This is a genomic window from Acetobacterium bakii, from assembly GCF_001263355.1.
GTDB classification, from domain to species: Bacteria; Bacillota; Clostridia; order Eubacteriales; family Eubacteriaceae; genus Acetobacterium; species Acetobacterium bakii.
The window spans coordinates 34279-57831 of sequence record NZ_LGYO01000006.1 but is presented as its reverse complement, the minus strand read 5'-3'; the positions used below and the strand labels follow the sequence as shown (position 1 = coordinate 57831).

General features: G+C 42.7%; 25 protein-coding genes. 8 read left to right on the top strand and 17 right to left on the bottom strand.

What is annotated here, in order from left to right; all coding sequences use genetic code 11:
• Positions 1–110: 110 nt before the first annotated feature.
• From AKG39_RS02040 to AKG39_RS02030, 3 genes are read left to right on the top strand one after another with little or no spacing between them, the layout of a single operon-like run.
• Positions 111–479, top strand: a complete 369-nt coding sequence (locus AKG39_RS02040; RefSeq protein ID WP_050738692.1) for a GntR family transcriptional regulator — start codon at positions 111–113, stop codon at positions 477–479.
• Positions 476–1330 (top strand): ATP-binding cassette domain-containing protein, encoded by an 855-nt coding sequence (locus AKG39_RS02035; RefSeq protein ID WP_050738691.1) that lies wholly within the window; start codon positions 476–478, stop codon positions 1328–1330. The genes AKG39_RS02040 and AKG39_RS02035 overlap by 4 nt, the downstream gene beginning before the upstream one ends.
• 4 nt (positions 1331–1334) lie before the next feature.
• Positions 1335–2120 carry a hypothetical protein gene (locus AKG39_RS02030; protein WP_050738690.1) on the top strand — a complete coding sequence of 262 codons (786 nt, stop codon included), beginning with the start codon at positions 1335–1337 and terminating at the stop codon, positions 2118–2120.
• 131 nt (positions 2121–2251) lie between these two features.
• Here AKG39_RS02030 and AKG39_RS02025 read toward each other — a convergent pair whose 3' ends face one another.
• Genes AKG39_RS02025 through AKG39_RS02015 form a run of 3 tightly spaced genes read right to left on the bottom strand, consistent with a single transcriptional unit; the run spans position 2252 to position 4334 of the window.
• The gene (locus tag AKG39_RS02025; RefSeq protein ID WP_050738689.1) at positions 2252–3061 is read right to left on the bottom strand and encodes an XdhC family protein; all 810 of its coding nucleotides are present in this window, start codon (positions 3059–3061) and stop codon (positions 2252–2254) included.
• Between the two features lie 26 nt (positions 3062–3087).
• Positions 3088–3813: a selenium cofactor biosynthesis protein YqeC gene (gene yqeC, locus AKG39_RS02020; RefSeq protein ID WP_050738688.1), complete on the bottom strand. Its 726-nt coding sequence runs from the start codon at positions 3811–3813 to the stop codon at positions 3088–3090.
• Positions 3814–3815: 2 nt separating this feature from the next.
• Positions 3816–4334, bottom strand: coding sequence for a leucine-rich repeat domain-containing protein (locus tag AKG39_RS02015; protein WP_050738687.1), 519 nt, complete (start codon positions 4332–4334; stop codon positions 3816–3818).
• A gap of 262 nt (positions 4335–4596) precedes the next feature.
• On the opposite strand from AKG39_RS02015, the gene AKG39_RS02010 reads away from it, so the two are divergent.
• Complete coding sequence (locus AKG39_RS02010) at positions 4597–5544, top strand: GIY-YIG nuclease family protein (RefSeq protein WP_050738686.1); 948 nt, start codon at positions 4597–4599, stop codon at positions 5542–5544.
• Here AKG39_RS02010 and AKG39_RS02005 read toward each other — a convergent pair.
• Positions 5536–6408, bottom strand: a complete 873-nt coding sequence (locus AKG39_RS02005) for a DMT family transporter (RefSeq protein WP_050738685.1) — start codon at positions 6406–6408, stop codon at positions 5536–5538. The two genes, AKG39_RS02010 and AKG39_RS02005, sit on opposite strands and share 9 nt — an antisense overlap.
• A gap of 163 nt (positions 6409–6571) precedes the next feature.
• On the opposite strand from AKG39_RS02005, the gene AKG39_RS02000 reads away from it, so the two are divergent.
• Positions 6572–7456: a LysR family transcriptional regulator gene (locus tag AKG39_RS02000; RefSeq protein WP_201780235.1), complete on the top strand. Its 885-nt coding sequence runs from the start codon at positions 6572–6574 to the stop codon at positions 7454–7456.
• A gap of 128 nt (positions 7457–7584) precedes the next feature.
• Here the strand turns inward: AKG39_RS02000 and AKG39_RS19945 are convergent, their stop codons facing one another.
• The 11 genes from AKG39_RS19945 to AKG39_RS01950 form a co-directional block, all read right to left on the bottom strand.
• Positions 7585–7728: a hypothetical protein gene (locus AKG39_RS19945; protein ID WP_160316133.1), complete on the bottom strand. Its 144-nt coding sequence runs from the start codon at positions 7726–7728 to the stop codon at positions 7585–7587.
• A 5-nt stretch (positions 7729–7733) separates the two neighbouring features.
• Entirely contained in the window at positions 7734–9281 is a 1548-nt protein-coding gene (guaA, locus tag AKG39_RS01995; RefSeq protein WP_050738683.1) for a glutamine-hydrolyzing GMP synthase, read from the bottom strand.
• Positions 9282–9292: 11 nt separating this feature from the next.
• Entirely contained in the window at positions 9293–10750 is a 1458-nt protein-coding gene (guaB, locus tag AKG39_RS01990) for an IMP dehydrogenase (protein ID WP_050738682.1), read from the bottom strand.
• 195 nt (positions 10751–10945) lie between these two features.
• The gene (locus AKG39_RS19940; protein ID WP_050738681.1) at positions 10946–12370 is read right to left on the bottom strand and encodes a 2-oxo acid dehydrogenase subunit E2; all 1425 of its coding nucleotides are present in this window, start codon (positions 12368–12370) and stop codon (positions 10946–10948) included.
• A gap of 8 nt (positions 12371–12378) precedes the next feature.
• On the bottom strand, positions 12379–13386 hold the full coding sequence (locus AKG39_RS01980) for an alpha-ketoacid dehydrogenase subunit beta (RefSeq protein ID WP_050738680.1): 1008 nt from the start codon (positions 13384–13386) through the stop codon (positions 12379–12381).
• Positions 13387–13396: 10 nt separating this feature from the next.
• Entirely contained in the window at positions 13397–14359 is a 963-nt protein-coding gene (locus tag AKG39_RS01975; protein ID WP_083439371.1) for a thiamine pyrophosphate-dependent dehydrogenase E1 component subunit alpha, read from the bottom strand.
• A gap of 149 nt (positions 14360–14508) precedes the next feature.
• Complete coding sequence (ispD, locus tag AKG39_RS01970; RefSeq protein WP_050738679.1) at positions 14509–15231, bottom strand: 2-C-methyl-D-erythritol 4-phosphate cytidylyltransferase; 723 nt, start codon at positions 15229–15231, stop codon at positions 14509–14511.
• Between the two features lie 11 nt (positions 15232–15242).
• On the bottom strand, positions 15243–15704 hold the full coding sequence (gene tsaE, locus AKG39_RS01965; protein ID WP_050738678.1) for a tRNA (adenosine(37)-N6)-threonylcarbamoyltransferase complex ATPase subunit type 1 TsaE: 462 nt from the start codon (positions 15702–15704) through the stop codon (positions 15243–15245).
• A complete protein-coding gene (locus AKG39_RS01960; protein ID WP_083439370.1) occupies positions 15704–16051 on the bottom strand; it encodes a PspC domain-containing protein in 348 nt (115 codons plus the stop codon). The genes tsaE and AKG39_RS01960 overlap by 1 nt, the downstream gene beginning before the upstream one ends.
• A gap of 28 nt (positions 16052–16079) precedes the next feature.
• On the bottom strand, positions 16080–17300 hold the full coding sequence (locus AKG39_RS01955; protein WP_050738677.1) for a pyridoxal phosphate-dependent aminotransferase: 1221 nt from the start codon (positions 17298–17300) through the stop codon (positions 16080–16082).
• A gap of 37 nt (positions 17301–17337) precedes the next feature.
• A complete protein-coding gene (locus tag AKG39_RS01950; protein WP_050738676.1) occupies positions 17338–17628 on the bottom strand; it encodes a YerC/YecD family TrpR-related protein in 291 nt (96 codons plus the stop codon).
• Positions 17629–17771: 143 nt separating this feature from the next.
• Between AKG39_RS01950 and cysS the strand changes: the two genes are divergently transcribed.
• Positions 17772–19169, top strand: a complete 1398-nt coding sequence (cysS, locus tag AKG39_RS01945; protein WP_050738675.1) for a cysteine--tRNA ligase — start codon at positions 17772–17774, stop codon at positions 19167–19169.
• A complete protein-coding gene (locus tag AKG39_RS01940; RefSeq protein WP_050738674.1) occupies positions 19154–19600 on the top strand; it encodes a Mini-ribonuclease 3 in 447 nt (148 codons plus the stop codon). Before cysS ends, AKG39_RS01940 begins: the two co-directional genes overlap by 16 nt.
• Before the next feature lie 57 nt (positions 19601–19657).
• On the opposite strand, the gene AKG39_RS01935 is transcribed toward AKG39_RS01940, so the two are convergent.
• Entirely contained in the window at positions 19658–21052 is a 1395-nt protein-coding gene (locus tag AKG39_RS01935) for an MATE family efflux transporter (protein WP_050738673.1), read from the bottom strand.
• Between the two features lie 33 nt (positions 21053–21085).
• The gene (locus AKG39_RS01930) at positions 21086–22762 is read right to left on the bottom strand and encodes a DEAD/DEAH box helicase (protein WP_050738672.1); all 1677 of its coding nucleotides are present in this window, start codon (positions 22760–22762) and stop codon (positions 21086–21088) included.
• 279 nt (positions 22763–23041) lie between these two features.
• On the opposite strand from AKG39_RS01930, the gene AKG39_RS19260 reads away from it, so the two are divergent.
• Entirely contained in the window at positions 23042–23470 is a 429-nt protein-coding gene (locus tag AKG39_RS19260) for a helix-turn-helix domain-containing protein (RefSeq protein ID WP_160316132.1), read from the top strand.
• Positions 23471–23553: the final 83 nt, after the last annotated feature.

Genomic DNA, 23553 nt, shown 5'->3' with positions numbered 1-23553 from the left:
GTAGAATATTAATATATTTAGATCTTGACAGCAGGACAGTGATTGGATTATAATAGCGCTACAGTTAGTTAGTCAACCAACTAAGAGATTAACAGAAAGGGGGTAGCCCTTTGCAAATAAATTTTGAAGATGAACGCCCCATTTTCATCCAAATTGCCGAAGGCATTGAAGATGGCATTTTAACCGGCGGTTTTGCTGAAAATGGGCAGATTCCATCAATCACTGAATTGTCGGTGAATTATAAGATCAATCCAGCAACTGCTCTTAAAGGAATCTCATTATTGGTCGACGAGGGAATCATTTTTAAAAAGCGCGGTGTCGGCATGTTCGTTGCACCGGGATCGGTCTCCAAACTAAGAGCTAAACGCAAGAGATCATTTTTTGAACACTATATTAAAAAGCTCGTGGCCGAAGCAAAAAAATTAGAAATTACCAGTGAAGAAATACTCGGAATGATAGAAAGAGGTTATAAGGAATGAATGGAATTGAAGTAAACAATGTTTCGAAAAATTTTGGTGACACCCTGGCCCTCAACCAGGTGTCGCTAAACTTCGAACCCAATAAAATCTACGGATTATTAGGACGAAACGGTGCTGGAAAATCGACTCTGTTAAACATCATTACCAACCGTCTCTTTCCCGATGACGGAACAGTAACAATTGAAGGATTGATTGGCACCGAAAATGATGTGGCCCAGAAAAAAGTTTATATGATGTCGGAAAAAAATTTATATCCAAAGAGTATGACTTGCCAAGAGGTCTTTAAATGGAGCAAGCTGTTTTACCCGAATTTTGATTTGGAGTATGCAACGAAAATATCGAATCAATTCGGTTTGGGCCTTCATAAAAAGATCCGCACCCTTTCGACGGGATTTTCATCTATTTTCAAAATTGTGATCGCTTTATCCGTTAATACACCCTATGTTTTGTTTGACGAGCCGGTATTGGGGCTGGATGCAAATCACCGCGAAATGTTTTATAAAATGCTGATTGAAAAATACAGTGATGCTTCATTTACCGCCATTATATCAACCCATTTGATTGAAGAAGTGGCAACGATTCTTGAGCATGTCATGATTATCAAAAACGGTGAAATCCTGATCAACGATTCCTGTGAAAGCTTACTTAGCAGCGGTTATACCGTATCCGGAACCGCCCAGCAGATTGATGCTTTTATCCTGGAAAAAGTGGTTATCGCGACTGATACCCTGGGTGGTTTGAAAACAGCAACGGTCATGGGAAACATTGACAAAGACATCGTTCCCTTGGGCCTTGAAATAACCGGACTCGACCTCCAAAGGTTCTTTATTAAACTTACAAACGAGGAATAGAAAAATGAAATTAAGCGCAATTTATAAATATCAGCTAGCCGAACATAGAAATTCATTTCTTATTTTTTATGCCGTTATTGCTGCCATTCTGGCGGTTGTATTTGGGATCAATGCCCTGACCGGATTGACCGGAATACAATATGAGGTTCCCATTCAAGTCAGCGGCATCGATTTAGCACCCGCCGTTTTTCTCTTTGTCTGTGGACTGAATGCTTTTAAAGGTAACTTCAAAATGGCTCTTCAAAATGGGATATCCCGAAAGTCACTATTCATCAATCGTATTTTTGTTATTTTAACCTTATCAACGGGAATGGCCCTGATTAATCAAATTGTTTCACTGGTTGGGAAGCTGCTGGCGTCTTTATCCGGAACAATTGTGTACGAAAGCATTCTGGAAGAGCTGTATGCACAGCGCTATGCCGGCCATTCAAATGAGGCCTGGATGTACTTAGAAAGCTTTTTGTTTTACCTGGCTGTATTTATTGTTTGTTTTTCCATTGGCTATCTGATCACGACGGTATTCTACCAAATGAATAAAAAACAAAAGATCAGCTATATAGTTGGCTTTTATATCATTGTCTTTGTTATTTTACCCCTCGCCAATACCCTGTTATACCATTCAGGAATCATCTCTGTCCAGATTTCTGAAGTCTTGCTCAGGTTTTTAGATATCATCATGGGTGTTTCAGCCCAGAACCCTTACATTGGCATATTTTCACTTTTAATACTAAGCATCCTCATCAACGGGTCAAGCTGGCTTCTTATCAGAAAAGCCGGTGTAAAAAATTAAACAGCCATCAATAGTTGACGACATTCAGACGGGTATCCTGGGATACCCGTCTGAATGTGCAGCTCTTTAAGTTTCGCTCTCTGTCTGCACTCATTAGTCATAACAAAAATTGATTGTTTCGCCTTCAAGTGTCAAACTGTCATCATTTTCTTTTCTTTGCAAGGCATGCCGGTACCGTCATTTTTTGTCATCAATATTTCTGCCAGAATCGAAAAACCAACTTCTTCCGGCGACATATCACAGATATCCAATCCAACTGGGGCGTGAACCTGATCAAGCAACGCTCTGCTGATGCCTTCGTCTTCAAGTTGTTTATACATTTCTCTGGTTTTTTTAACACTGCCAAGCATCCCCACATAGGCGAATTTCCTTTGCAGTGCTCCCTTGAGCGCTGATTTATCCTGGGTATGAGTTGAAGCGCAACATACATAAAAAGCTCCGTCTGGTATTTCAGCTTCTAAAATGCCATTTTCAAATATTTCACATGAAATAAAACGATCTGCCAATTCGATCTGATCCGGAATTTGTTCCGGTGGACGGGTATCAAGCAGGATTGTCTCAAAATGAAGGAGTTTTGCCATACGCAAAACCGCACTGCCGACATGGCCGGCATTACAAACAACTAACTGCAATCCGGGATTAACGACTTCTACAAATAAATTCACACTAAACGTACAGCCCAGTCCAGTAGCCTCATAGGTAGGGATGTGTTCGTATCGCTTAAGATAACTTCTTCTGTCTTTGATGGCCTGTTTGGCCTCTTCCACTGCCTCACGTTCAAATTGTCCGCCGCCGATTGTTCCCAACGTTGTTCCATTTTCAAGCAACAGAATCTTCTTCCCAACCTTGCATGGGGAGGTTCCTTCTGTTTCCACCACTGTTAAGACAGCGTAGGAAAGCCCGTCTTTTTGGGCCTTCAGCTGTTCTTGTAAAATATCCATATTTTTCCTTTCTTAGCTCCATCCAGCTAACATCTTTTTACCCATTCTTCTTTTAATGAGCCGATAAAGCATTGGTCAAAGAGCAATCTCCCAATTTCTCCCATGGTCTTGGCATTTTCCAAATGATCTCCATCAGCTTTATTAATGAACAGAATACGTGGTGTGGTTTTTTCCAGCATTGTATCCAACTTATTTTCTATGAAATTTTCCATGACTTTTTTGAATACGCCTTCGTCAAAAATTGCTTCGGTATCTCCATATAATTCAGATCGATGAAAAAATGCCTCATCGATTTTTTGGAACAAAACCTCAGCACCAATGACATGAATGATTTTGGTTGTCAATTTTGGAATTATGGGCTCATAGTCATTGTAAAATTTGTATGGCTTTCTTTTTGACCCGTCACCTTCATTGAGAATAACTAAAGAACCCAGTGTATCTTTTAAATAATCCAGCTCATTATCTGAAAATCCAGAGATTTTCATGCCTGCGACAATTTCTTTACCAATGATCCATTCTCTTTTGGGATCTTTCTTAATTTGATTGAGGACGGCTTCAATATCTTTGCTGATCATACACTGATTCTTTGGTACATCCGCAATACATATTTTTGCTGTCGTCGTCAGTACATGGGTCATTTCTTTCGCTGATAATTCCTTACCAATGGCAAACATTAGCGATGTTTTTCCGCCACCGCCGGTAATGGTAACCACATCATCTTCTTGAATATTAAAATCTTTTATCAGATTCATTTTTAAACATTGCTATCAGCATTAATTTTATGCAGCACTACATTCGGACAACCTTCAAAGGCTTTATCACTGATTTCTTTCATGGTTTCAGGCAGATAGACGTCAGTTAAGTTAACACAGTCCTTAAATGCCCAGGCAAATATTTTTTGAGTCCCCTCATTGAGTCGGACCGTCGTCAGCTGATTGCATTGGTTAAATACAAAGGAAACGATCTGTTCCACACTTCCCGGAATTTCAATTTCTTCAATGCCGCATCTGGTCATGGCGTATTGCCAAAAATCCTTGAGATTTGAAGGCAGTTTTATTTTTTTTAGGTTTTCACAGCCATCAAAAACAAAGCCGCCGATATCTCTGATGGTATCTGGTAATTCCACATGTACCAATTCTTTGTGCCCTTTAAATACACCATCCCCAACAATAAGTATGTTTTTATCGGCTGGAAGGATGGCTTCTTCCCCCTCTCCATCACATTCCGTTAGGCAGGTACCATAATCTTGTGTTTTATAATAATACTCATACATCTCGTTTTTCTCCTCTACAATTTATATTTTTTATGTGAATTTTTCAATTGTTTCCGTAAACTTTACTTGTTTTCTCATGGTAAGTATAGCACAAAAAAGGTTTTCAAGTAAATCCAGTAAAGGCCTTTTGTTAAAGGTTGTCTAAACCAATCTTTTGTTATAATAATCTAAACCAATCAAGGCTTGTGCATTCGTTGTTGTGATCCTGTATCAGCAAATGCTTTTGCGTAGATAAATCTGAAGAAAAAAGATATGGAAAAAAATGAATAAGATACAGAAAAAGCTGAACCAAATCCCCGCACTACCCGGCATTTATAAAATGCTTGATGCAAGCGGCAACATTATTTATATCGGAAAAAGCAAGTGCCTGAAAACACGGGTGAAATCCTATTTCAGCAAAGCCCCAAAGCAATCAAAGGTCGAAAAAATGGTCTTTTTTATTGACGATATCGACTATCTTGTTACGGATACCCATTTGGAAGCCCAACTTTTGGAATGTCAGTTGATTAAAAAGCTGAAGCCGATTTTTAATTCCCAGATGAAAAATGACAGAAAATATATGTATCTGAAAGTCGGCGATTTCAGCCAGTACCGGGTATTGTCAATTGTTCAGGAACGTCAAGGGGACAGCTTTGGGCCTTTTCGGGGAAAACAATTCATTCAATCATTTATGGATACTGTCACCCACTTATTTCCGATGGTACAAAACAACATCCGCTGGGAATTCAACTATCATACCCTGCCCGTGACCATGAGTGCTGCCGATTTTATAAAAAACAGAGCAACCTTGATGAACGTATTTTCAGAAGAAACCAGCATGCAGAGTTTGATCGATGAATTGAAGTGCCGCATGAATAACGAGGCTACCCAATACAATTATGAAAGAGCAACCATCTACCGCGATCTTATCAAAAGCCTGACCTATATCAGTCATGTTCTCTACGACTACAAAACCCTGATAACCAAAGATCTCCTTTTGAAAATACCCGTTCCGGCCGGAGAAAAACTCTTCTTTATTTCAAAGGGCAAAATAATATTTAAAAAACAGTATTCTGTTCTATCTCAATTTGAGATTGATGCATTTTTAGCTGAAGGCCACAACATGAAATCTGAGCCCGCCCCTGACCGGGATGAAAAAACCGAGGTTGATTTTCTAAATATCTTATTTTCCGAAATCCAGTCCCTGCCGGATGAATGGATTTTAAAATAATCGGGGTAACGACTTGCGTCCAAAACAATCGCCAAATGCGGCACCGCCTAAAATCAGCATCGCTCCCAGGAGCTGGATAGTTGTTAGGTATTCCTGCAAAAAAATCGCGGAAAAAACCAATGCCGAAAGCGGTTCAAGATAGCCCCAAATGGCAACCGACTGTGCCGGAAACTGCTGAATAGAAGAGAAATAAAGATAACAGCCAATCCCTGTGTTGACAATCCCCAAGAGTAAGATGGGCAACACATTTTCAGAAGTAACCGGGATAACAACACCCTGCTTGATCACTGTGAAAATGGCAACGGTTATAAAGCTTGCCCCAAGCTGCCACACGGCGTTTTCGAGACCTGTGATGCTAACCGCCATTTTGTTGAAAATTACCATAAAGGCATACATCACCGCTGCCATTAATCCACAAAACAATCCCCAGGAAAATCCGCTATGCATCACGGCATCACGGTTAACCAGGAACATTCCTACAAGAACCGCCAGAAATCCTATTATTTTTGCGGTCACTATTTTTTCTTTGAAGATCAACGGTGCAAGAGCCATCACGATGACCGGGCCGCAATAATATGCAAGGGTTGCCATACTGACCCCTATTTCCTTATATGCTTCATATAAAAACATCCAGCTTGCGCCCATTGCAGCACCTGAGGCAAGCAGATAAACCAGATGCTTTTTGTTTTTCAGCCCCTGAAACTTTCCCTTTGTGATAACGAAAACAGCCAATAGAAATAGACCGCCAATCAGCGTTCTCAGAAAAACTATTTCGTAGCTGTTCAGTAAAATAAAGCTTGCGATGATTCCGTTTGTTCCAAAAAGCAACAATGCCGCTATATATTTTGTATAATTTTTACTCATTTTTGTTTTTATACTCCTCCTCATAATTCTCTGTTTATTAAATAATTTTTCTTTCAAACTTGATACTTTATGATTGATAGTATATCATTGTCATAAACATTACAAAAGTGAATCTTTCTCATACCACTTATGATAAAATCAGATGTTCGGAGGCAACCTAATCATGAATATTCAAAAATATATAGCATTTGTCAAAACAGTTGAATGCGGGAGCTTTACAAAGGCAGCAAAATTATTGGACTATTCACAGTCAGGTATCAGCCGTATGATTAACGACTTAGAAACTGAATGGAAAATCACTCTCCTTGAGCGCAATCATTCCGGAGTACGTCTAACTTCGGATGGGCTCAAACTCCTTCCTTATGCAAAACGCCTATGTTTAGAATACGAAAAATTACATATGCAAATTGACGAACTACATGGACTTCAATCTGGTTTGATTCGGATTGGAACCTTTTCCAGCGTTGCTACTCACTGGCTTCCAAATATCATTAAAGCCTTTCAAAAAAAACATCCAAACATCGCCTATGAGCTTTTACTTGGCGACTATACGGAAATCGAAAGCTGGATCCTGGAGGGGAGGGTGGACTGCGGATTTCTTCGGCTTCCCACCACTCCTGAACTGGAAACAATATTTTTGGAACAGGATCGACTGCTTGTGATTTTGCCGGAAAACCACCCGTTAGCCGATTGTGAACGCTTTCCTATCGATGCGTTGTGCAATGACCCGTTTATGCTCCTGGAAAAGGGAGCAAAAGCGGAAATATCTGAAATATTTGAGCGACACAATTTGGAACCACTGACTCATTTTACAACCTGGGATGATTATGCCATTATGTCAATGGTAGAAAGCGGACTGGGCATCAGTATTCTGCCTGAACTTATTTTGCAAAGGTTACCCTATCAGATCATCATAAAGGAACTGGAAATACCGGCCTATCGCAGGATTGGCCTAGCAATGAAAGATAGGAAATCCGCATCCCTCGCAGTCAAACGTTTTATAGATTACCTGCCCTACCGAAATAATTTTGAGAACAACGAGGCATAAGCTTAATATTGTAACGCTTCACATAAAATTAATCTCTTAAGGGATCGATTTCACTAAGCTACCCATCAAAAAAAAAACTCAGGAATCCAATTGAACATGGATTCTTGAGGTTTTATAAATTTTAAAATCTATTCGTTTTCTTTTTCTTCGATGGTTCTTAATGCATTTCTTAACACGTCTTTAAGTTCATCTTCCTTTTGATTTGGAATTGTTAGTACATCATCTAAAGCGTCAATTATTATTCTGATTTTATCTTCTTTGCTAATTTTCATTTTAATTACTCCCACTCAATCGTTGAAGGGGGCTTGCTGGTGATGTCGTAAACAATCCGGCTCACATGCTTAACCTCGTTAACAATTCGGGTTGATATCTTTTCCAGCACGTCGTAGGGTATTCTGGCCCAATCAGAGGTCATACCGTCAACCGAGGTAACGGCTCTTAGGCCAATGGTGTAGTCATAGGTTCGTTCATCCCCCATAACTCCAACGCTTCGGTTGCCTGGGAGTACTGCAAAGTATTGCCAGATTTCTTCATCCAAACCGGCTTTGGCAATCTCGTCACGGAAAACGTAATCCGCTTCCTGTAAGATCACCAGTTTTTCTTTGGTAATGTCACCCATGATGCGAATAGCCAGTCCTGGTCCCGGGAAGGGTTGACGCCATACTAAATCATGAGCCAGGCCAATTTCTTCGCCGACAGCCCGGACTTCATCCTTAAAGAGGTTTCTCAGGGGCTCAATGAGCTCGAAATCCACATCGTCTGGAAGGCCGCCAACATTATGATGACTTTTTATGACGGCGGCGTTTTTGTTACCGCTTTCAATAACGTCAGGGTAAATTGTTCCTTGAAGAAGAAAATCGATGTCATTGAGTTTGCTTGACTCTTCTTCAAACACCCGAATAAATTCGGTGCCGATGATTTTACGTTTTTGTTCCGGATCACTGACGCCTGCTAATTTACTGAGGAAACGGTCTTCGCAGTTCACTCGGATGAAATTCATTTTAAAACGATTTTTGAAAATCGCTTCAACCTGATCGCCTTCATCTTTTCGTAACAGCCCGTGGTCCACAAAGATACAGGTGAGTTTGTCGCCGATGGCCTGATGCACCAGGGTTGCCGCAACTGAAGAATCCACGCCGCCGCTTAAGGCACACAGCACCCGTCGATCCCCAACCTGTTCTTTAATAGCTTTAATTTGTTCCTGGGCAAAATTTTCCATCGTCCAAAGACCTTCGCAGCCACAAACGTTGTAAACAAAATTATTTAAATACTCTTTACCATACTGGGTATGCTCCACTTCGGGATGAAACTGAACCGCATATAGCTTGCGTTCTGCACATTCCATGGCGGCACTGGAACAGGTTTCAGTGGTTGCCGTTATGGTAAAACCTTCGGGAATGCGCTCAATATAGTTGGTATGGCTCATCCAGCAGGTTGAGCCGCTGACAATATTTTCAAACAAAAGACTGTCGGTTTGAAAATCCAGGGTTTTCTTGCCGTATTCACTGATTTCGGCGGTATCGGTGGAACCCTTTAATTGCTCTGCCATCAGCTGAGCGCCGTAACAGATTCCTAAAATCGGAATACCCATTTCATAAATTTCCGGGTCACACTGGGGTGCTCCGGGTTCATGAACGCTGGAAGGTCCGCCGGTGAAAATAATCCCTTTGGGATTTTTCTTGCGGATCTCATCCGGAGTAATATCATAGGGTACGACCTCTGAATAAACCCGTGCTTCGCGAACCCTACGGGCAATCAGTTGATTGTATTGCGCGCCAAAATCCACAATGAGGATCAGTTCATCTTCGTAATTTTTTTTTATCATGGAGCCTCCCATTAAAATTGTGCACTGTTGTAGTTTGGTGATTCTTTGGTGATGGAAATATCGTGAGGATGACTTTCAATCAGTCCCGCACTGGTAATTTTCACGAATTGAGATTTTTCCCGTAAATCTTTAATGGTTGGTGTTCCGCAGTAGCCCATTCCTGAGCGAAGTCCGCCAACCAATTGATAGACCGTATCCGCCAATGATCCCTTGTAAGGAACCTTACCTTCAACGCCTTCAGGAACCAGTTTTTTCTGACCTTCCTGGAAGTAACGGTCTGAGCTACCATCTTTCATGGCACCCAGGGATCCCATCCCACGATAAGTTTTAAAACTTCTACCCTGATAAATAATAGTTTCTCCAGGGCTTTCATCGGTGCCTGCAAAAAGGCTACCGATCATAACCACGTCAGCTCCGGCGCCGATGGCTTTTACCACGTCGCCTGAGTATTTGATCCCGCCATCGGCAATAACAGGAATATCGTATTCTTTGGCAACTTCAACCACGTCCATAATCGCAGTGATCTGGGGCACCCCAATTCCTGCAACCACACGGGTGGTACAAATGGAACCAGGACCAATACCGACTTTAAGAGCGTCAGCGCCGGCTTCAATTAAATCCTTAGCGGCGGCACCGGTGGCAATGTTTCCGATAATGAGTTGTACATCCGGATATCTTTCTTTAATGGCTTTGACAGTTTTTACCACGCCAATGGAATGGCCATGGGCGGTATCCACCACAATAACATCCACCTGAGCTTCAACCAGTGCGTCCACCCGTTCCATGGTATTGCTGGTAATGCCGACAGCACCACCGACAATCAAGCGACCGCGGTAATCCTTGGCAGCATTGGGGTATTTAATTCTTTTTTCAATATCTTTGATGGTAATCAGTCCCTTGAGATAGTTATGGGCATCAACAATGGGAAGCTTTTCAATCTTATGCTCTTTAAGAATGGCCTCGGCTTTTTCAAGAGTTGTGCCCTCTTCTGCGGTGACCAGATTTTCCTTGGTCATGGCATCCTTAATTTTCTTGGTTGGATCATTTTCAAAACGCAGATCCCGGTTGGTGATGATCCCAACCAATTTTCCATCTTCGGTTACCGGAACCCCGGAAATACGATAACGGGACATCAGCTCTAAGGCGTCGCCGATACAATGTTCGGGTGATAGAAAAAAGGGATCCACAATGACCCCATTTTCTGAGCGTTTTACCTTGTCAATTTCAAATGCCTGCTCTTTGATGGTCATATTTTTATGGATAATTCCGATGCCGCCTTCTCTGGCCATGGCAATTGCCAATCGTCCTTCGGTGACTGTATCCATGCCGGCGCTCATAATAGGGATATTCAATGCAATCTTCTTCGTTAATCGGGTGCTGGTGTTCACATCACCTGGTAAAACTTCTGACTTTCCAGGGATCAATAACACATCATCGAAGGTGATGCCTTCTTTTAATATTTTTTCCAAACTTGGTAACTCCTTTCAATTCTTAACTTTTGTTATGGTACGAAAAAAGCAGACAATTGGCCATTGCTTTTCATCTGCTTTCTTAACATTCTGTAATCTTATTTTGTATTTAAGTCTAACATATCTTGCTTAATGGTTACAATGATTATTTTTTTGGTAACGTTATCTTTTCTTCTATTTGTCCGATTCGAGTGTTTAAAACAATAACAGGGAAGGATTTTCCATATCAGACTTAACATCCTTTAAAAATTTTGCACCTTTTAATCCATCTGCCACCCGATGATCGAGGTTTAGGCTGATCTTCATCACCGATCGCATCATGGCTTCCCCCTGATGCAGCCGCATCCGATGAACCACCTCGCCAATACAGAGGATCGCACTGTTTGGCTGATTGATAATAGCCGTGAATTCAAGAATCCCATACATACCCAGGTTTGATATGGTAAAGGTACTGTCTTTAAGGTCCTGGGACACAACGAATTTGTTTTTCACGGATCTTAATGTTTCCGCACGATTTTTCACCATTTCCACAAAACTCAGTTCATGGGCATTTTTAATAACCGGCACAATGAGTCCCTCTTCCTGGGCCACTGCGATTCCCATATGAACATAGGGGTGGTTGATGATTTCATTATCAATCAGACTGCTGTTGATTTCCGGATGCTTCATTAAGGCTTTTGAAACGGCCATTAGTAGGAAATCCGTATAGGTGCATCGGTATTGAATCTGGTCTTCTATTTTTTTTGTTATTTTTTTCCGAAGTTCTTTGATTTCGGTCATGTCTATTTCAGTTGTTAGAGTAATTACCACATTCTCCACGCTGCTCTTCACCATCCGGTCTGAAATTATTTTTCGTTTCTCTGTGAGTCTGGTTTTGAGGTCTTCCGTAATTTCTTCTTTAGCTTCTTCTATGGCTTCTTCTTTAGTTTCTTCTTTAGCTTCTTCTTTAGTTTCTGCCCGGGTTGGTTCGTCGCATTCGTCCACAAACGGAACAAAATCCAATTCAGGATTGAGAATTATCTTTGGTAATTCTTCTTGAACCTCTGGGATCTCCAGGACCTCGGGCATTTCAGGTATTTCTTCCATGCGTTTGGGCAGAACTTTGACGTACTCTCCGTAATCGCTAGAAAAATCATCTTTCTTTTCCTGGAATCGTTTGATTGAGCCAAGTTCCCCTGGAACCACACGACCGTCAGGCCCCCGGGTATCCAGTCGCGGAGTCAGATCCATATCATCAACCATGGATTTTATTTTTGCCAGAGCCGGTACCCGCTGGGACAGACTTCCTTTTGGTTTGCGATTGACCAGAGCATTTTCAGGATTCCCGGAGATTTCATCCAGTTCCGTGCCGATTATCACTGGTTCAGGTTCCCTTCTTTGGGCTTGCTCTTGTGCCTGTTTTTGTGCCAGCAGGGATTCCACATCTTCAACCTGAACACGGCCAGCCGGTCCGGTCCCGAGAATGTTTTCAAGCATGATATGGTGCTGTTTTGCCAGTCGTCTGGCGGCCGGAGTAGCGCGGACTTTTCCCAATCCCTCGATGATTTCCCGTTCCCGGCGAAGATCTTCCAGGGTTCCCAGGTTCATGTCTAATTTTGGTACGATTATTTCATTTTCCATAATCCCTCTTACCCCTGCTCGGAATCAATCAAACGGTGGACCGCCCGGATAAAGTCTATCTTTTGAGGGACACATGCAGCCTCGAGCTCTTTATTATAGGGAATCGGTACATCGAGCCCAGCCAGTCGGATGATGGGTGCGTTAAGGTAGTCAAACGCATCGCTTTCAACAATACGCGCTACTATTTCCCCCCCCAGACCTCCGGTTTTAGCGGCCTCGTGGGCAACAATAACCCGTCCTGTTTTGATAACCGACTCCACAATGGGTTTCATATCCATTGGGTAAAGCGTCGCCGGATTCAGAATTTCAACCTCAATCCCTTCCTCTGCCAAAAAAGCCGCAGCTTCCATGGCTTTTAATAAAAGACTTCCGTAGGTCACAATGGTGATATCTTTCCCTTGTCGCTCAGTTAAGGTTTTTCCGATTTCGATGATAAACTCTTCATCCAAAGGCACCAGATCATCGATTTTATATAACAGTTTATGCTCAATAAAGCACACCGGATTATTGTCCCGGATGGCGGCTTTTATCAGACCTTTGGCCTGGGCCGGGGTTGATGGGGTGACGACCTTTAATCCCGGTATATGACACAGCCAGGCTTCAAGGCTCTGACTGTGCTGGGCTGCTGCTCCGGTTCCTGATCCGGCAGGCAAACGCAGTACCATCGGCACCTGGGACTGTCCGCCGAACATATAACGCATTTTTGCCCCCTGATTCACCAGGGCATCCATGGCGAAGGTGACAAAATCCATAAACATGATTTCACAAATGGGCCTCAGACCAGTGGCCGCTGCGCCAACCGCAGTTCCCACAATGGTAGCCTCGGAAATCGGAGTATCCAAAATCCGCTCTTCCCCAAATTCATCGATCATGCCATGGGATACTCCAAATGCCCCGCCATAGATCCCGATATCTTCACCCATAAAAATGACGTTATCATCACGGCGCATTTCTTCGGTCATTCCCAATCGAATAGCGTCTCTATAAGTCATTTTTTTCATTTCGCTAGTATTCATTCTCTGCCTCTCATGCGTATACATCCTCTAAAACCGATGTTATTTCTGGTTCCGGACTTTCCATTGCAAATTTCAACGCCGTTTCAATGGACTTATGGGCTTCATTGGCCATGGTCTGGATTTGCTTATCCGTAAAGACGCGGTTTTCCTGGAGATATTTTTTCAGTCTCAGGATCGGATCCTTTTCACGCCACTCGGCAATTTCTTCTTCATTGCGGTAAACCTGGGCATCGCCTTTGGAATGGCCATTGTAACGGTAGGTTTTGGCTTCAACCAGCACCGGTCCTCGTCCTGCCCGGGCATAACGCAGGGCCTTTAACACCGTATTGTAAACTTCAATGGGATCATTTCCGTCAATGGTCAGTCCGGGAATATCGTATGATCCGCTGCGTTCTGAAATATTTTCAATGTTCATATTCTTTGAAATCGGTGAGGACATACCATAAAGATTGTTTTCAATTAAAAAAACAATGGGTAGATTCCAAACCGCAGCTAAATTTAACGACTCGTGAAAACTTCCCTGATTGGTAGCCCCATCTCCGGCAAAGCACAAAACAACTTTTCCGGTTTTTTTATATTTTTGGGTAAGCGCCGCACCACAGGAAAGATTAAAACCACCACCGACCACGCCGTTGGCACCAATATTGCCATTTTGCACATCGGCAATATGCATCGACCCACCTTTGCCTTTGCAGTATCCCCTGGCCCTTCCCATGAATTCCGCCATCATCAGATTGACATCCAAACCAAAACCAATGGCCTGGGCGTGGCCCCGATGGGTCATGGATACCAGATCCCCTTTTTCCAGTGCCAAACAGGAAATCACGCCACTGGCTTCCTGGCCGATGGATAGATGTGCGGTTCCGTGAACAAGTCCTTTTGAAAAAAGATAATCCACTTTTTCTTCGAAAAAACGGGCCTGATTCATTTTATAATACATTCTTAATAGAATTTCTTCTGATAATTCAATCATCGTTTCCTCCACATTTCATTATGCTATCATGGATGGTGTAGACACCTAAACCATTATATCTTTTTATACACAATAAATAAAGAATGAAGCAAAAACAATGCAATTAATCCACTCTTTATGCTTCATTCTTTGATTTATTTAATTATCTTTTAATTTTTCTTTCCCCGCTTGTCGTTTTTATCAAAGCGTTTGATGATCGATTCTGCAATGATCAAGTCTTCCGGAGTGGTGATTTTAATGTTAGTGTAATGCCCGGTCACAATCTTAACCGGATGGCCCAAGCGTTCTACCAGAAAGGCATCATCAGTTCCCTCAATGCCTTCTTTCCGGGCACTTTCATGAGCCTCCCGGAGCAACTTGAATGCAAAGGTCTGAGGGGTTTGAATCTCCACCAGGTAATCCCGGTCAGGGGTGTGCTCCACAAAGCCATCGACGTTAATAACCTTAATGGTATTCTTTGCGGGAACCCCCACCACCGTGGCCTGATGTTTCATGGTTTCGTAAATGCTTTCAATAATCACGGATTCCTGGATAATCGGCCGGGCACCGTCATGGGTCATGACAATATCGGCCCGGGGGTTCACGGCTTTCAGTCCCTGGTAAACCGACTCCTGCCGGGTGTCCCCGCCTTCTACCAAATGAACCTTTTTATAATGATAAAGCTTAAGCACCTGCTGTTGGCAGATCCGAAATTCTTCCTTATTCACCACCAGAATTATCTCATTAATCAGGGGACATCGCTCAAAAACATCCAGGGTATGGGCTAAAATTGGTTTTCCGCTCAGTGTCAGATATTGTTTGTTAATTGATGCATTCATCCGCCGCCCCTGTCCCGCCGCCGGGATAATGACACTGGTAAACAGTCTTTCCATGATTTACCGCCTTAGATTTTTTTTAAGATATGCATTATTTCAGGATGATTCGTCGCCAGCATAATTTCTCTTTCATCCGGTGTGTTCATATCCGCTGAAAGGGTGATCTCAAGCCTCGGTTCCAGGAGATAATCCAGTGCCAGTGCCGGCCATTCCAAAAGCAATGTGGCACCCTGATTGAGATAATCTTCAAAGCCCATTTCATAGAGTTCATTTTCATCCCGGAGACGATAGAGATCAAAGTGAAAAACCCGGGGCGGATTGCCATATTCGTTCACAATGGTATAGGTTGGGCTGGTGACTTCATCCTCAAGACCCAGTCCTTCAACAAAACCCTTGGAAAAAACGGTTTTGCCCATACCCATGGAACCATGGAGAAAGACAACCAGCGGGAAATTCAATTTCCCTCCCAACCTTTTGGCAAAAGCAAAGGTTTCCTGGCTGGACTTTGTTTTCACCGCAACTGAAAACATCAGACTTGTTCCTTTTCTTTGGCCTCTTCAACAGGCTCTGCATCATCATCCGCTCCTTCATCTTCCTTTGTTTCAACATCCGGTTCTTCATCGTCCTCGATGATTTCATAATCCACTTCAACGACCTCATTTTCTTCGATGCGCTTTTTATCGGGAAGGAAAATTGCCAGCACCACATATAAGACGATGCTCACAACGCCAGCGCTAAAGGTTAGCACAAAAGGAAGCACCGGCACCACAAACAAAGCCCTGAAAATCCAGGGGGAAAGATTGAAATACTCTCCTAAGCCCGCACAGACTCCTGCTATAATCCCCTTACCGGGGTTTCTCATTAAACGTTTTTTCATATTATTTTCCGTTCTCTTTTATTCTTAATTATTTTTGACGATAGGTTGACATAAAACGTTCCAATCGATCCATGGTTTTGATTAAATCTTCGGGGTGGGGCAGAAAAACGATCCTGAAATGGTCGGGATCAGGCCAGTTAAAGCCGGTTCCCTGAACCATGAGGACATGCTCTTCCTTTAAGAAATCCAGGGCAAACTGAACATCACTGGTAATATTAAACCGGGCAATATCAATTTTAGGAAAGACATAAAATCCGGCTTTTGGTTTGACACAGGATAAACCGGGAATGGCATTAACCCGGTCGCAGACAATCTCTCGCTGTTCATACAGTCGTCCGCCGGGCTTAAGCAGATCATTTATGCTCTGATAGCCCCCCAGCGATGTCTGGATGGCGTGTTGTCCCGGGACATTGGAACACATCCGCATGTTCGACAGCATTTTTATGCCTTCAATGTAATCTTTGGCGCCTTCCTTGTTGCCGGTTAAAATCATCCAGCCGACCCGAAAACCGGGAATGCGATGGGATTTAGATAAGCCATTGAGGGTAACCACCAGCACTTCATCGGTGAGGGTTGCCATAGGTATATGAACGGCATCATCATATAAAATACGATCGTAAATTTCATCCGCAAAAATAATCAGATCATTTTCAACTGCCAGTTTAACAATGCCCTCTAAAATTTCCCGGGGATAAAGTGCCCCAGTGGGGTTGTTGGGATTAATAACCACAATTCCTTTTGTCTTTGGGGTAATCTTGCTTTTCATGTCCTCAAGATCCGGACACCAATCAGCCTGTTCATCACAGGTATAGTAAACTGCGGTTCCTCCGGATAAATTAACAGCCGCAGACCATAAAGGATAGTCTGGAGCCGGCACTAAAATTTCATCGCCGTTATCCAAAAGAGCCTGCATACAGAAGAGAATCAGTTCACTGACACCATTGCCTAAAAAAACATCCTCCACATGGAGGTCCATCAGTCCTTTGACCTGATAATGCTGGACCACGGCTTTACGGGCCGAAAAAATCCCCTGGGAATTGCAGTACCCTTCGGCGCTAATCATATTGTATTTTATATCGTGGATAATCTCGTCTGGGGCATTTAAATTAAAGGGCGCGGTATTTCCCGTGTTGAGCATAATAATGTCAATGCCCTGGCTTTCCATGCGAGCCGCCTCTTCAACCACCGGTCCCCTAATATCATAACAAACGTTGTCCAATTTTCTTGACTTCTTTACAGCTTTCGTCACTACACTCAACTCCTTTTAATTTTAATTTAAGATTTGATTACTTCAATGTATCGTTCTTTTTCATCTTTTCAATAATGTAGCGATAACCCTTACCATGCTTTAAGCAACGGTTCACACGACTGATGGTGGCAGAGCTTGCCCCGGTCGTTTTTTCCACATCAATGAAGGTTTTCCCCTGGGATAATAAAAAAGCAATTTCAAAACGGTGGGCCATATCCTCAACTTCTTTAATGGTACAGATATCTTCCAAAAGCATATTAAATTCTTCTTCGGTTTCAAGCGCCAGTATGGCCTGGGCCAGCATATGTCTTTTCATGCTTTCGTCCATGGGGGATCCTCATTTATTTCTTAAGAATTACAGAAACAATCTTTCTAAAAAATTTTATCCATTGACACATAATCTTATCTTTAGTGTATAATATATTATCATAACATATTCATCTTAATAAATAAATTGAAAGGTTTAAATTTATGAAATTATATAATACCCTTACCCAACAAAAAGAAACCTTTGTCCCCATTGAAACCGGAAAGGTTCGCATGTACTCCTGCGGCCCAACCGTTTACAATTATTTTCATATCGGAAACGCCCGTCCCTTTATAGTTTTTGACGTGCTGCGCCGCTTTTTGGAATATACCGGATACCAGGTGTCCTTTATTCAGAACTTCACGGATGTGGATGACAAAATCATCAATCGCAGCCATGAAGAAGACATTTCCCCCCAGGAGGTGGCCGAAAAATACATCCGCGAATATTTTATTGACGCCGATGCCCTGGGCATTAAACGGGCTACGGTTCATCCCAGGGTCAGCGAGCATATTCCGGAAATCATTGCCATGATTCAAACCCTCGAAGAAAAAGACCTGGCCTATAATGTTGGCGGCAACGTTTATTATCATGTCGATCATTTTCAGGAATACGGCAAGCTTTCCAAACAATCCATTGATGATTTAAAATCCGGTGCCCGCATTGATGTGAACGACGAAAAACAAAGCCCCCTGGATTTTGCCCTCTGGAAAAAGAAGAAGGACGGCGAGCCCTATTGGGAAAGTCCCTGGGGCCAGGGTCGTCCCGGCTGGCATATCGAATGTTCGGCGATGTCGAAAAAACATTTAGGGGATACCATTGATATTCACGGCGGCGGTCAGGATCTGATCTTTCCCCACCATGAAAATGAGATTGCCCAGTCTGAAGGCTGCTGCGGCAAACCCTTTGCCAACTACTGGGTGCATAACGGTTATATCAATATCGACAATGAAAAAATGTCCAAATCCAAAGGCAACTTTTTCACCGTCCGGGATATTGCCAAAACCTTTGATCTGGAAGTCGTCCGGATGTTTTTGCTGATGGCCCATTACCGAAGTCCTGTAAATTTCAGCGAGGCCTTGCTCCAACAGGCCGCCAATGCCCTAGACCGTTTTTATACCGCAAAATTCCAAATGGTTTTTCTTTTAAACAACGCTGTCACCATTGCAGCCACGGCCGACGAGAAAATCTGGATCACCAGCCTGGAGGACTATAAAACCGGGTTTTTAGCAGCCATGGAAGACGACCTTAACACCGCGGATGCCATTGCCTCCATCTTTGAATTGGTGCGGGACCTCAACTCCAACCTTGATGCCAGCTCTTCCAAGGAAGCCATTAAAGCCGGCCAGGCGATTTTTGCTGAACTTACCGATGTCCTGGGACTGGCTGTCAAAGATCAGGAAACCAATCTCGATGCTGAAATTGAAGACCTCATTGCCCAGCGTCAGGCGGCACGAAAAGCAAAAGATTTTAAACGATCTGATGAAATTCGGGATGAGCTTCTGGCCAGGGGAATTATTCTTGAAGATACACGGGAAGGAGTGAAATGGAAGAGAGCATAGCCGCATTCGATCTGATTCAAGACGCCCTGGAAAAAAAATTCACCCAGGTTCAGGTAAAGGCCATGAATCCCCTGGCGTTGGCCTATATCGGTGATGGTATTTACTCGGATCGGATTCGCAAATACCTGATTGGCATTGGTCATCAAAATGTTAATATCATGACCAAGACCTCGGTGTCCTATGTCCGAGCCAGTGCCCAGGCCATCGTCGTTCATGCCCTGATTCCCGAACTGACCGAAGATGAGCTGCGGATTGTCAAGCGGGGACGCAATACTTTTTCCCATGTGCCCAAAAACGCCGATGCCGGAGATTACGGCTATGCCACCGGCTATGAAGCCCTGCTGGGTTATTTATATCTCTGCCAAGAGCTTAAACGCCTTGATGCCCTGATTATTAAAAGTATTCACATTATTAATCAACTTGAACAGTAAATTCCCATAAAAAGATCCCATCAGAAGAGTAAACTCTTCTGATGGGATCTTTTGTTTTTATGCGGTAATCGTAACGCCGTTCCAGGTGTCAAAAATTTCATGCTGAAACCGCCGATACATATATATCTCATAGGCCAGACAGACAATTTCGGAAACAATGAACCCATACCATACCAGATCCAGACCGCCAATACGGGCGAAAAAATAGGAAACCGGCAGGAGCACAACCATTTGGCGAATAAACGATGCGATCATACTGACGTATGCCTTTCCAATGGCCTGAAAGCTCACACTGATCATAATCGAAATACCGGCCAGAGGAAATGCAATACTGATGCTTCTAAAGCAGTTAATCCCAATGGCCAGCATTTCTTCCGAAGCATTAAAGGGCATAAAAATCTGTTCCGGGAAAACCCAAAAGAGTACGGTTCCGATGGTCATAATGACCAGCGCAGCACCTATTGCCACCTTCAGGGTTTCTTTGAACCGGGCTTCATTCTTTGCTCCAAAATTAAAACCGAAGATCGGCATTGCCCCTTGACCCAAACCGAAAATCGGCATGAAGATAAAGGACTGAATTTTGAAATAAACGCCGAAAACTGCCACTGCGGACATCCCGAAGCTTGCTAGAATGAAGTTATAACCGGTGATCATCACCGAACCGAGGCCCTGCATAATCGCCGCCGGCAAACCTACCACCACAATGTCCTTAACGATCTTATGCCGATAGTGAAAGACTTTGTAGTCGAGTTTCAGAAAATTCTTTTTGCCTCGGAAGACAACAAAGAGCATATAGACCATTCCAATCATTTGCCCAACCACGGTGGCAATGGCAGCGCCTTTGACCCCCATCGCCGGGAATCCCAGAAATCCGAAAATTAAAATCGGATCCAAAATAATATTGCATACTGCCCCGATGATCTGCCCGATCATTGGTTTAATCATCTCGCCGCTGCCTTGAAGGGTAGCAAACGCTGCCTGGGTCACAAAACTCCCAAAACAGAAAACTGTGACAATTAAAAGATAATCCCGACCCTGGGAAATTATCAGCGGGTTATCCGTAAACAGGGCAATGAAACCCTCGGAAACAAACAATCCGATAATGCCCAGAACTACTGACAGAACCACCGCAATAATAAAGCCGTGTTCGGCGACATTGGCCGCTTCTTCTTTTTTGCCTTCACCCAAACGCCTGGCGATGGCCGAATTAATCCCCACGCCCATGCCCACAAAGCAGGAAATAATGAGTATTTGGATGGGAAATGCCAGGGATACCGCCGTCAGGGCTTCTTCCCCAATTTGAGCCACAAAGATGCTGTCCACCACGTTGTACATGGACTGAATCAGCATCGATATAATAGCAGGCAGTGACATAGTAAAGAGGAGCCGTGGAATTGGCATAACCCCCATTTTATTTTCTTTTTTAAATAGAGTTTCTTTCGATTCGCTCATGGCACCTCCTGTTTAGTACTATTTAATTATGTTCTATTTTTTTTTGGAAATTTCTACCTTAACCTTACGGTCTTTGATATTTTTCCCGTTTAATTTCTTTTCAACTTTTTTTGCGTAATCTTCATCAATGTCTACGAAGGTAAATTTATCGTACATGTCGATGTTGCCGACCATTGAGGATGGGATTCCGCATTCGCCGCAGATGGCGCCAAGAACATCCCGTTTTTGAGCATTATCTTTTTCACCAACACTGATAAACAGACGCTGTGTTTTTTCTGGACCGGGACGTTTTCTGCCACCGTCACGACTGCCTGCATCACGTCGACCACGACCGCCATCGCGGCTGTCTCGGCCATCCCGACCATCTCTGCGCGGAGCAGAATCGTTGCGTCTGGGACGACGTTCCACGGTATTAAGGTCTGCCGCTTCGGATAAAGGCAACTGCGCCTGAAGTAAAACTGCTGCAATAGCTTCCGGTGTATAGCCCTTAACTTTTAATTCTTCAATGATTTCAACATAACAATCCAAGCTTCCTTTTTCCGCACGAATCTTAAAGCGTTCGTGGAAATGGGCAATCTTAATATCGTTAATGACTTCACTGGTTGGGATTAAACCCCGTTCAATGCTTTTTTTGGTGTAATCGGTGATTTTTCTTAATTTGAATTGATCACGTGATCGTGCCAGGGTCAGTGAGATCCCGCTTTTTCCGGCACGTCCGGTTCGACCAATACGGTGAACATAATATTCTTCGTTGTCAGGCACATCGTAATTGAAGACAATATCAATATCATCAACATCAATGCCTCGGGCGGCAACATCGGTGGCTACCAGAATGTTCAGTTGGCCGCGGCTGAATTGTTTTAAAACCGCCATCCGTGACATCTGACGCATATCGCCATGGATCTTGTCCACAGAATATCCGAGTTTCTTTAAATCATCGGTTATTTCATCCACATATTTTTTGGTGTTGCAAAAAATAAGGGATCGGGTTGGCTTGTAAACGTCAAGTAATCGTGTCAGTGCCTCAAATTTATGATGATCGCTGATATTGAAATATTTTTGTTCAATACCCTGTGCAACCATATTTTTAGGCGAAATTTCAATAAATTGCGGGTTTTTCTGGTAGGTTTCAGCAATTTTCATAATTGCTTTTGGCATGGTGGCAGAAAATAATACGGTTTGAATTTCATGTTCTATTTCATCAAGGATTAATTCAATATCCTCACGGAAACCCATGTTTAGCATTTCATCCGCTTCATCTAAAATGACCATTGAAACTTCGCTGAGTTTTAATGTTTTGCGGCGCATGTGATCCATAACACGTCCTGGTGTTCCCACAACTATCTGCACTCCTGATTTCAGATCACGGATCTGTCCTTCAATGGATGCCCCTCCAAAAATAGGAAGAACTTTTGTGCCTTTAACATGTCTTAATACCTTTTTAAACTCATCTGAGACCTGAACTGCCAACTCTCGGGTTGGGCAAAGCACTAAAACCTGTACTTTCTTTATGGAAGGATCAAGTTTTTCAATAGCTGGAATGGCAAATGCAACAGTCTTGCCTGTTCCTGTTTGGGATTTACCAATAAGGTCTCCTCCCATCATTAGCTGTGGAATTGCTTGCTCTTGGATTTCGGTCATTTCTTCAAAGCCCATTTCCTGGATGCCTTGTAACAATTGTTCATTAATTTTTAATTCTGTAAATTTCATTTAGTATCCTTTCTCGAATATATAACATCTAATTATAAACTAATAAATGCTTTTATGCAAGTGCTATTCTTTTGACATTTAAGAAACACTTTCTTTTGGATTTTTAAGAAATTATGATTTTACTTCCTATTGTTATTACAATTATTTCTAATTTGGCACTTCTTAAGCACTTTATTGTAAAAATTCTGGTAACTTTATGGACAGATGGTATATACTAGTCATATAAATATGTCTCATCGTGAGATTGTATTTATCACGATTTTTAAAAGGAGGTATAAAATGTCAACTTTTGGAACACGATTAAAACGGCAACGTATTAATAAGGATATGACCCAGCAAGATTTTGCAGAGCATTTCGATTTAAACAAAAGCTCAATATCCAAGTATGAAAAGGATAAGAATCTGCCTGAAAATCAATTGCTTATGGAAATTGCCGATTATTTTAATGTATCGGTTGATTATCTTCTTTGTCGGACGAACAATTCGACTTCTTTGAATGATGCAAAACTTAAATCTGAAGGATGTCAGGATCCTGCTGAACAGCTTTCCAAGCCATTGGAAATGAAGGATCTTATGGGTCTTTTTGGCTACGCTCTGGCCAGCCCGGATGCCAAAAAAGAAATTTTAGACTTTATCAACTTTAAGCATGAAGTTCTTGTTCAACACTATTGCACTAAAAAAGAAGACACTAAAGAAGACGCTGTTTAAATCAATACTATGCACGATCCTTTTAAGCATTAGAAATGATTTATTCACAAAAGGTCAGTTCCCGCTATGGGAGCTGACTTTTT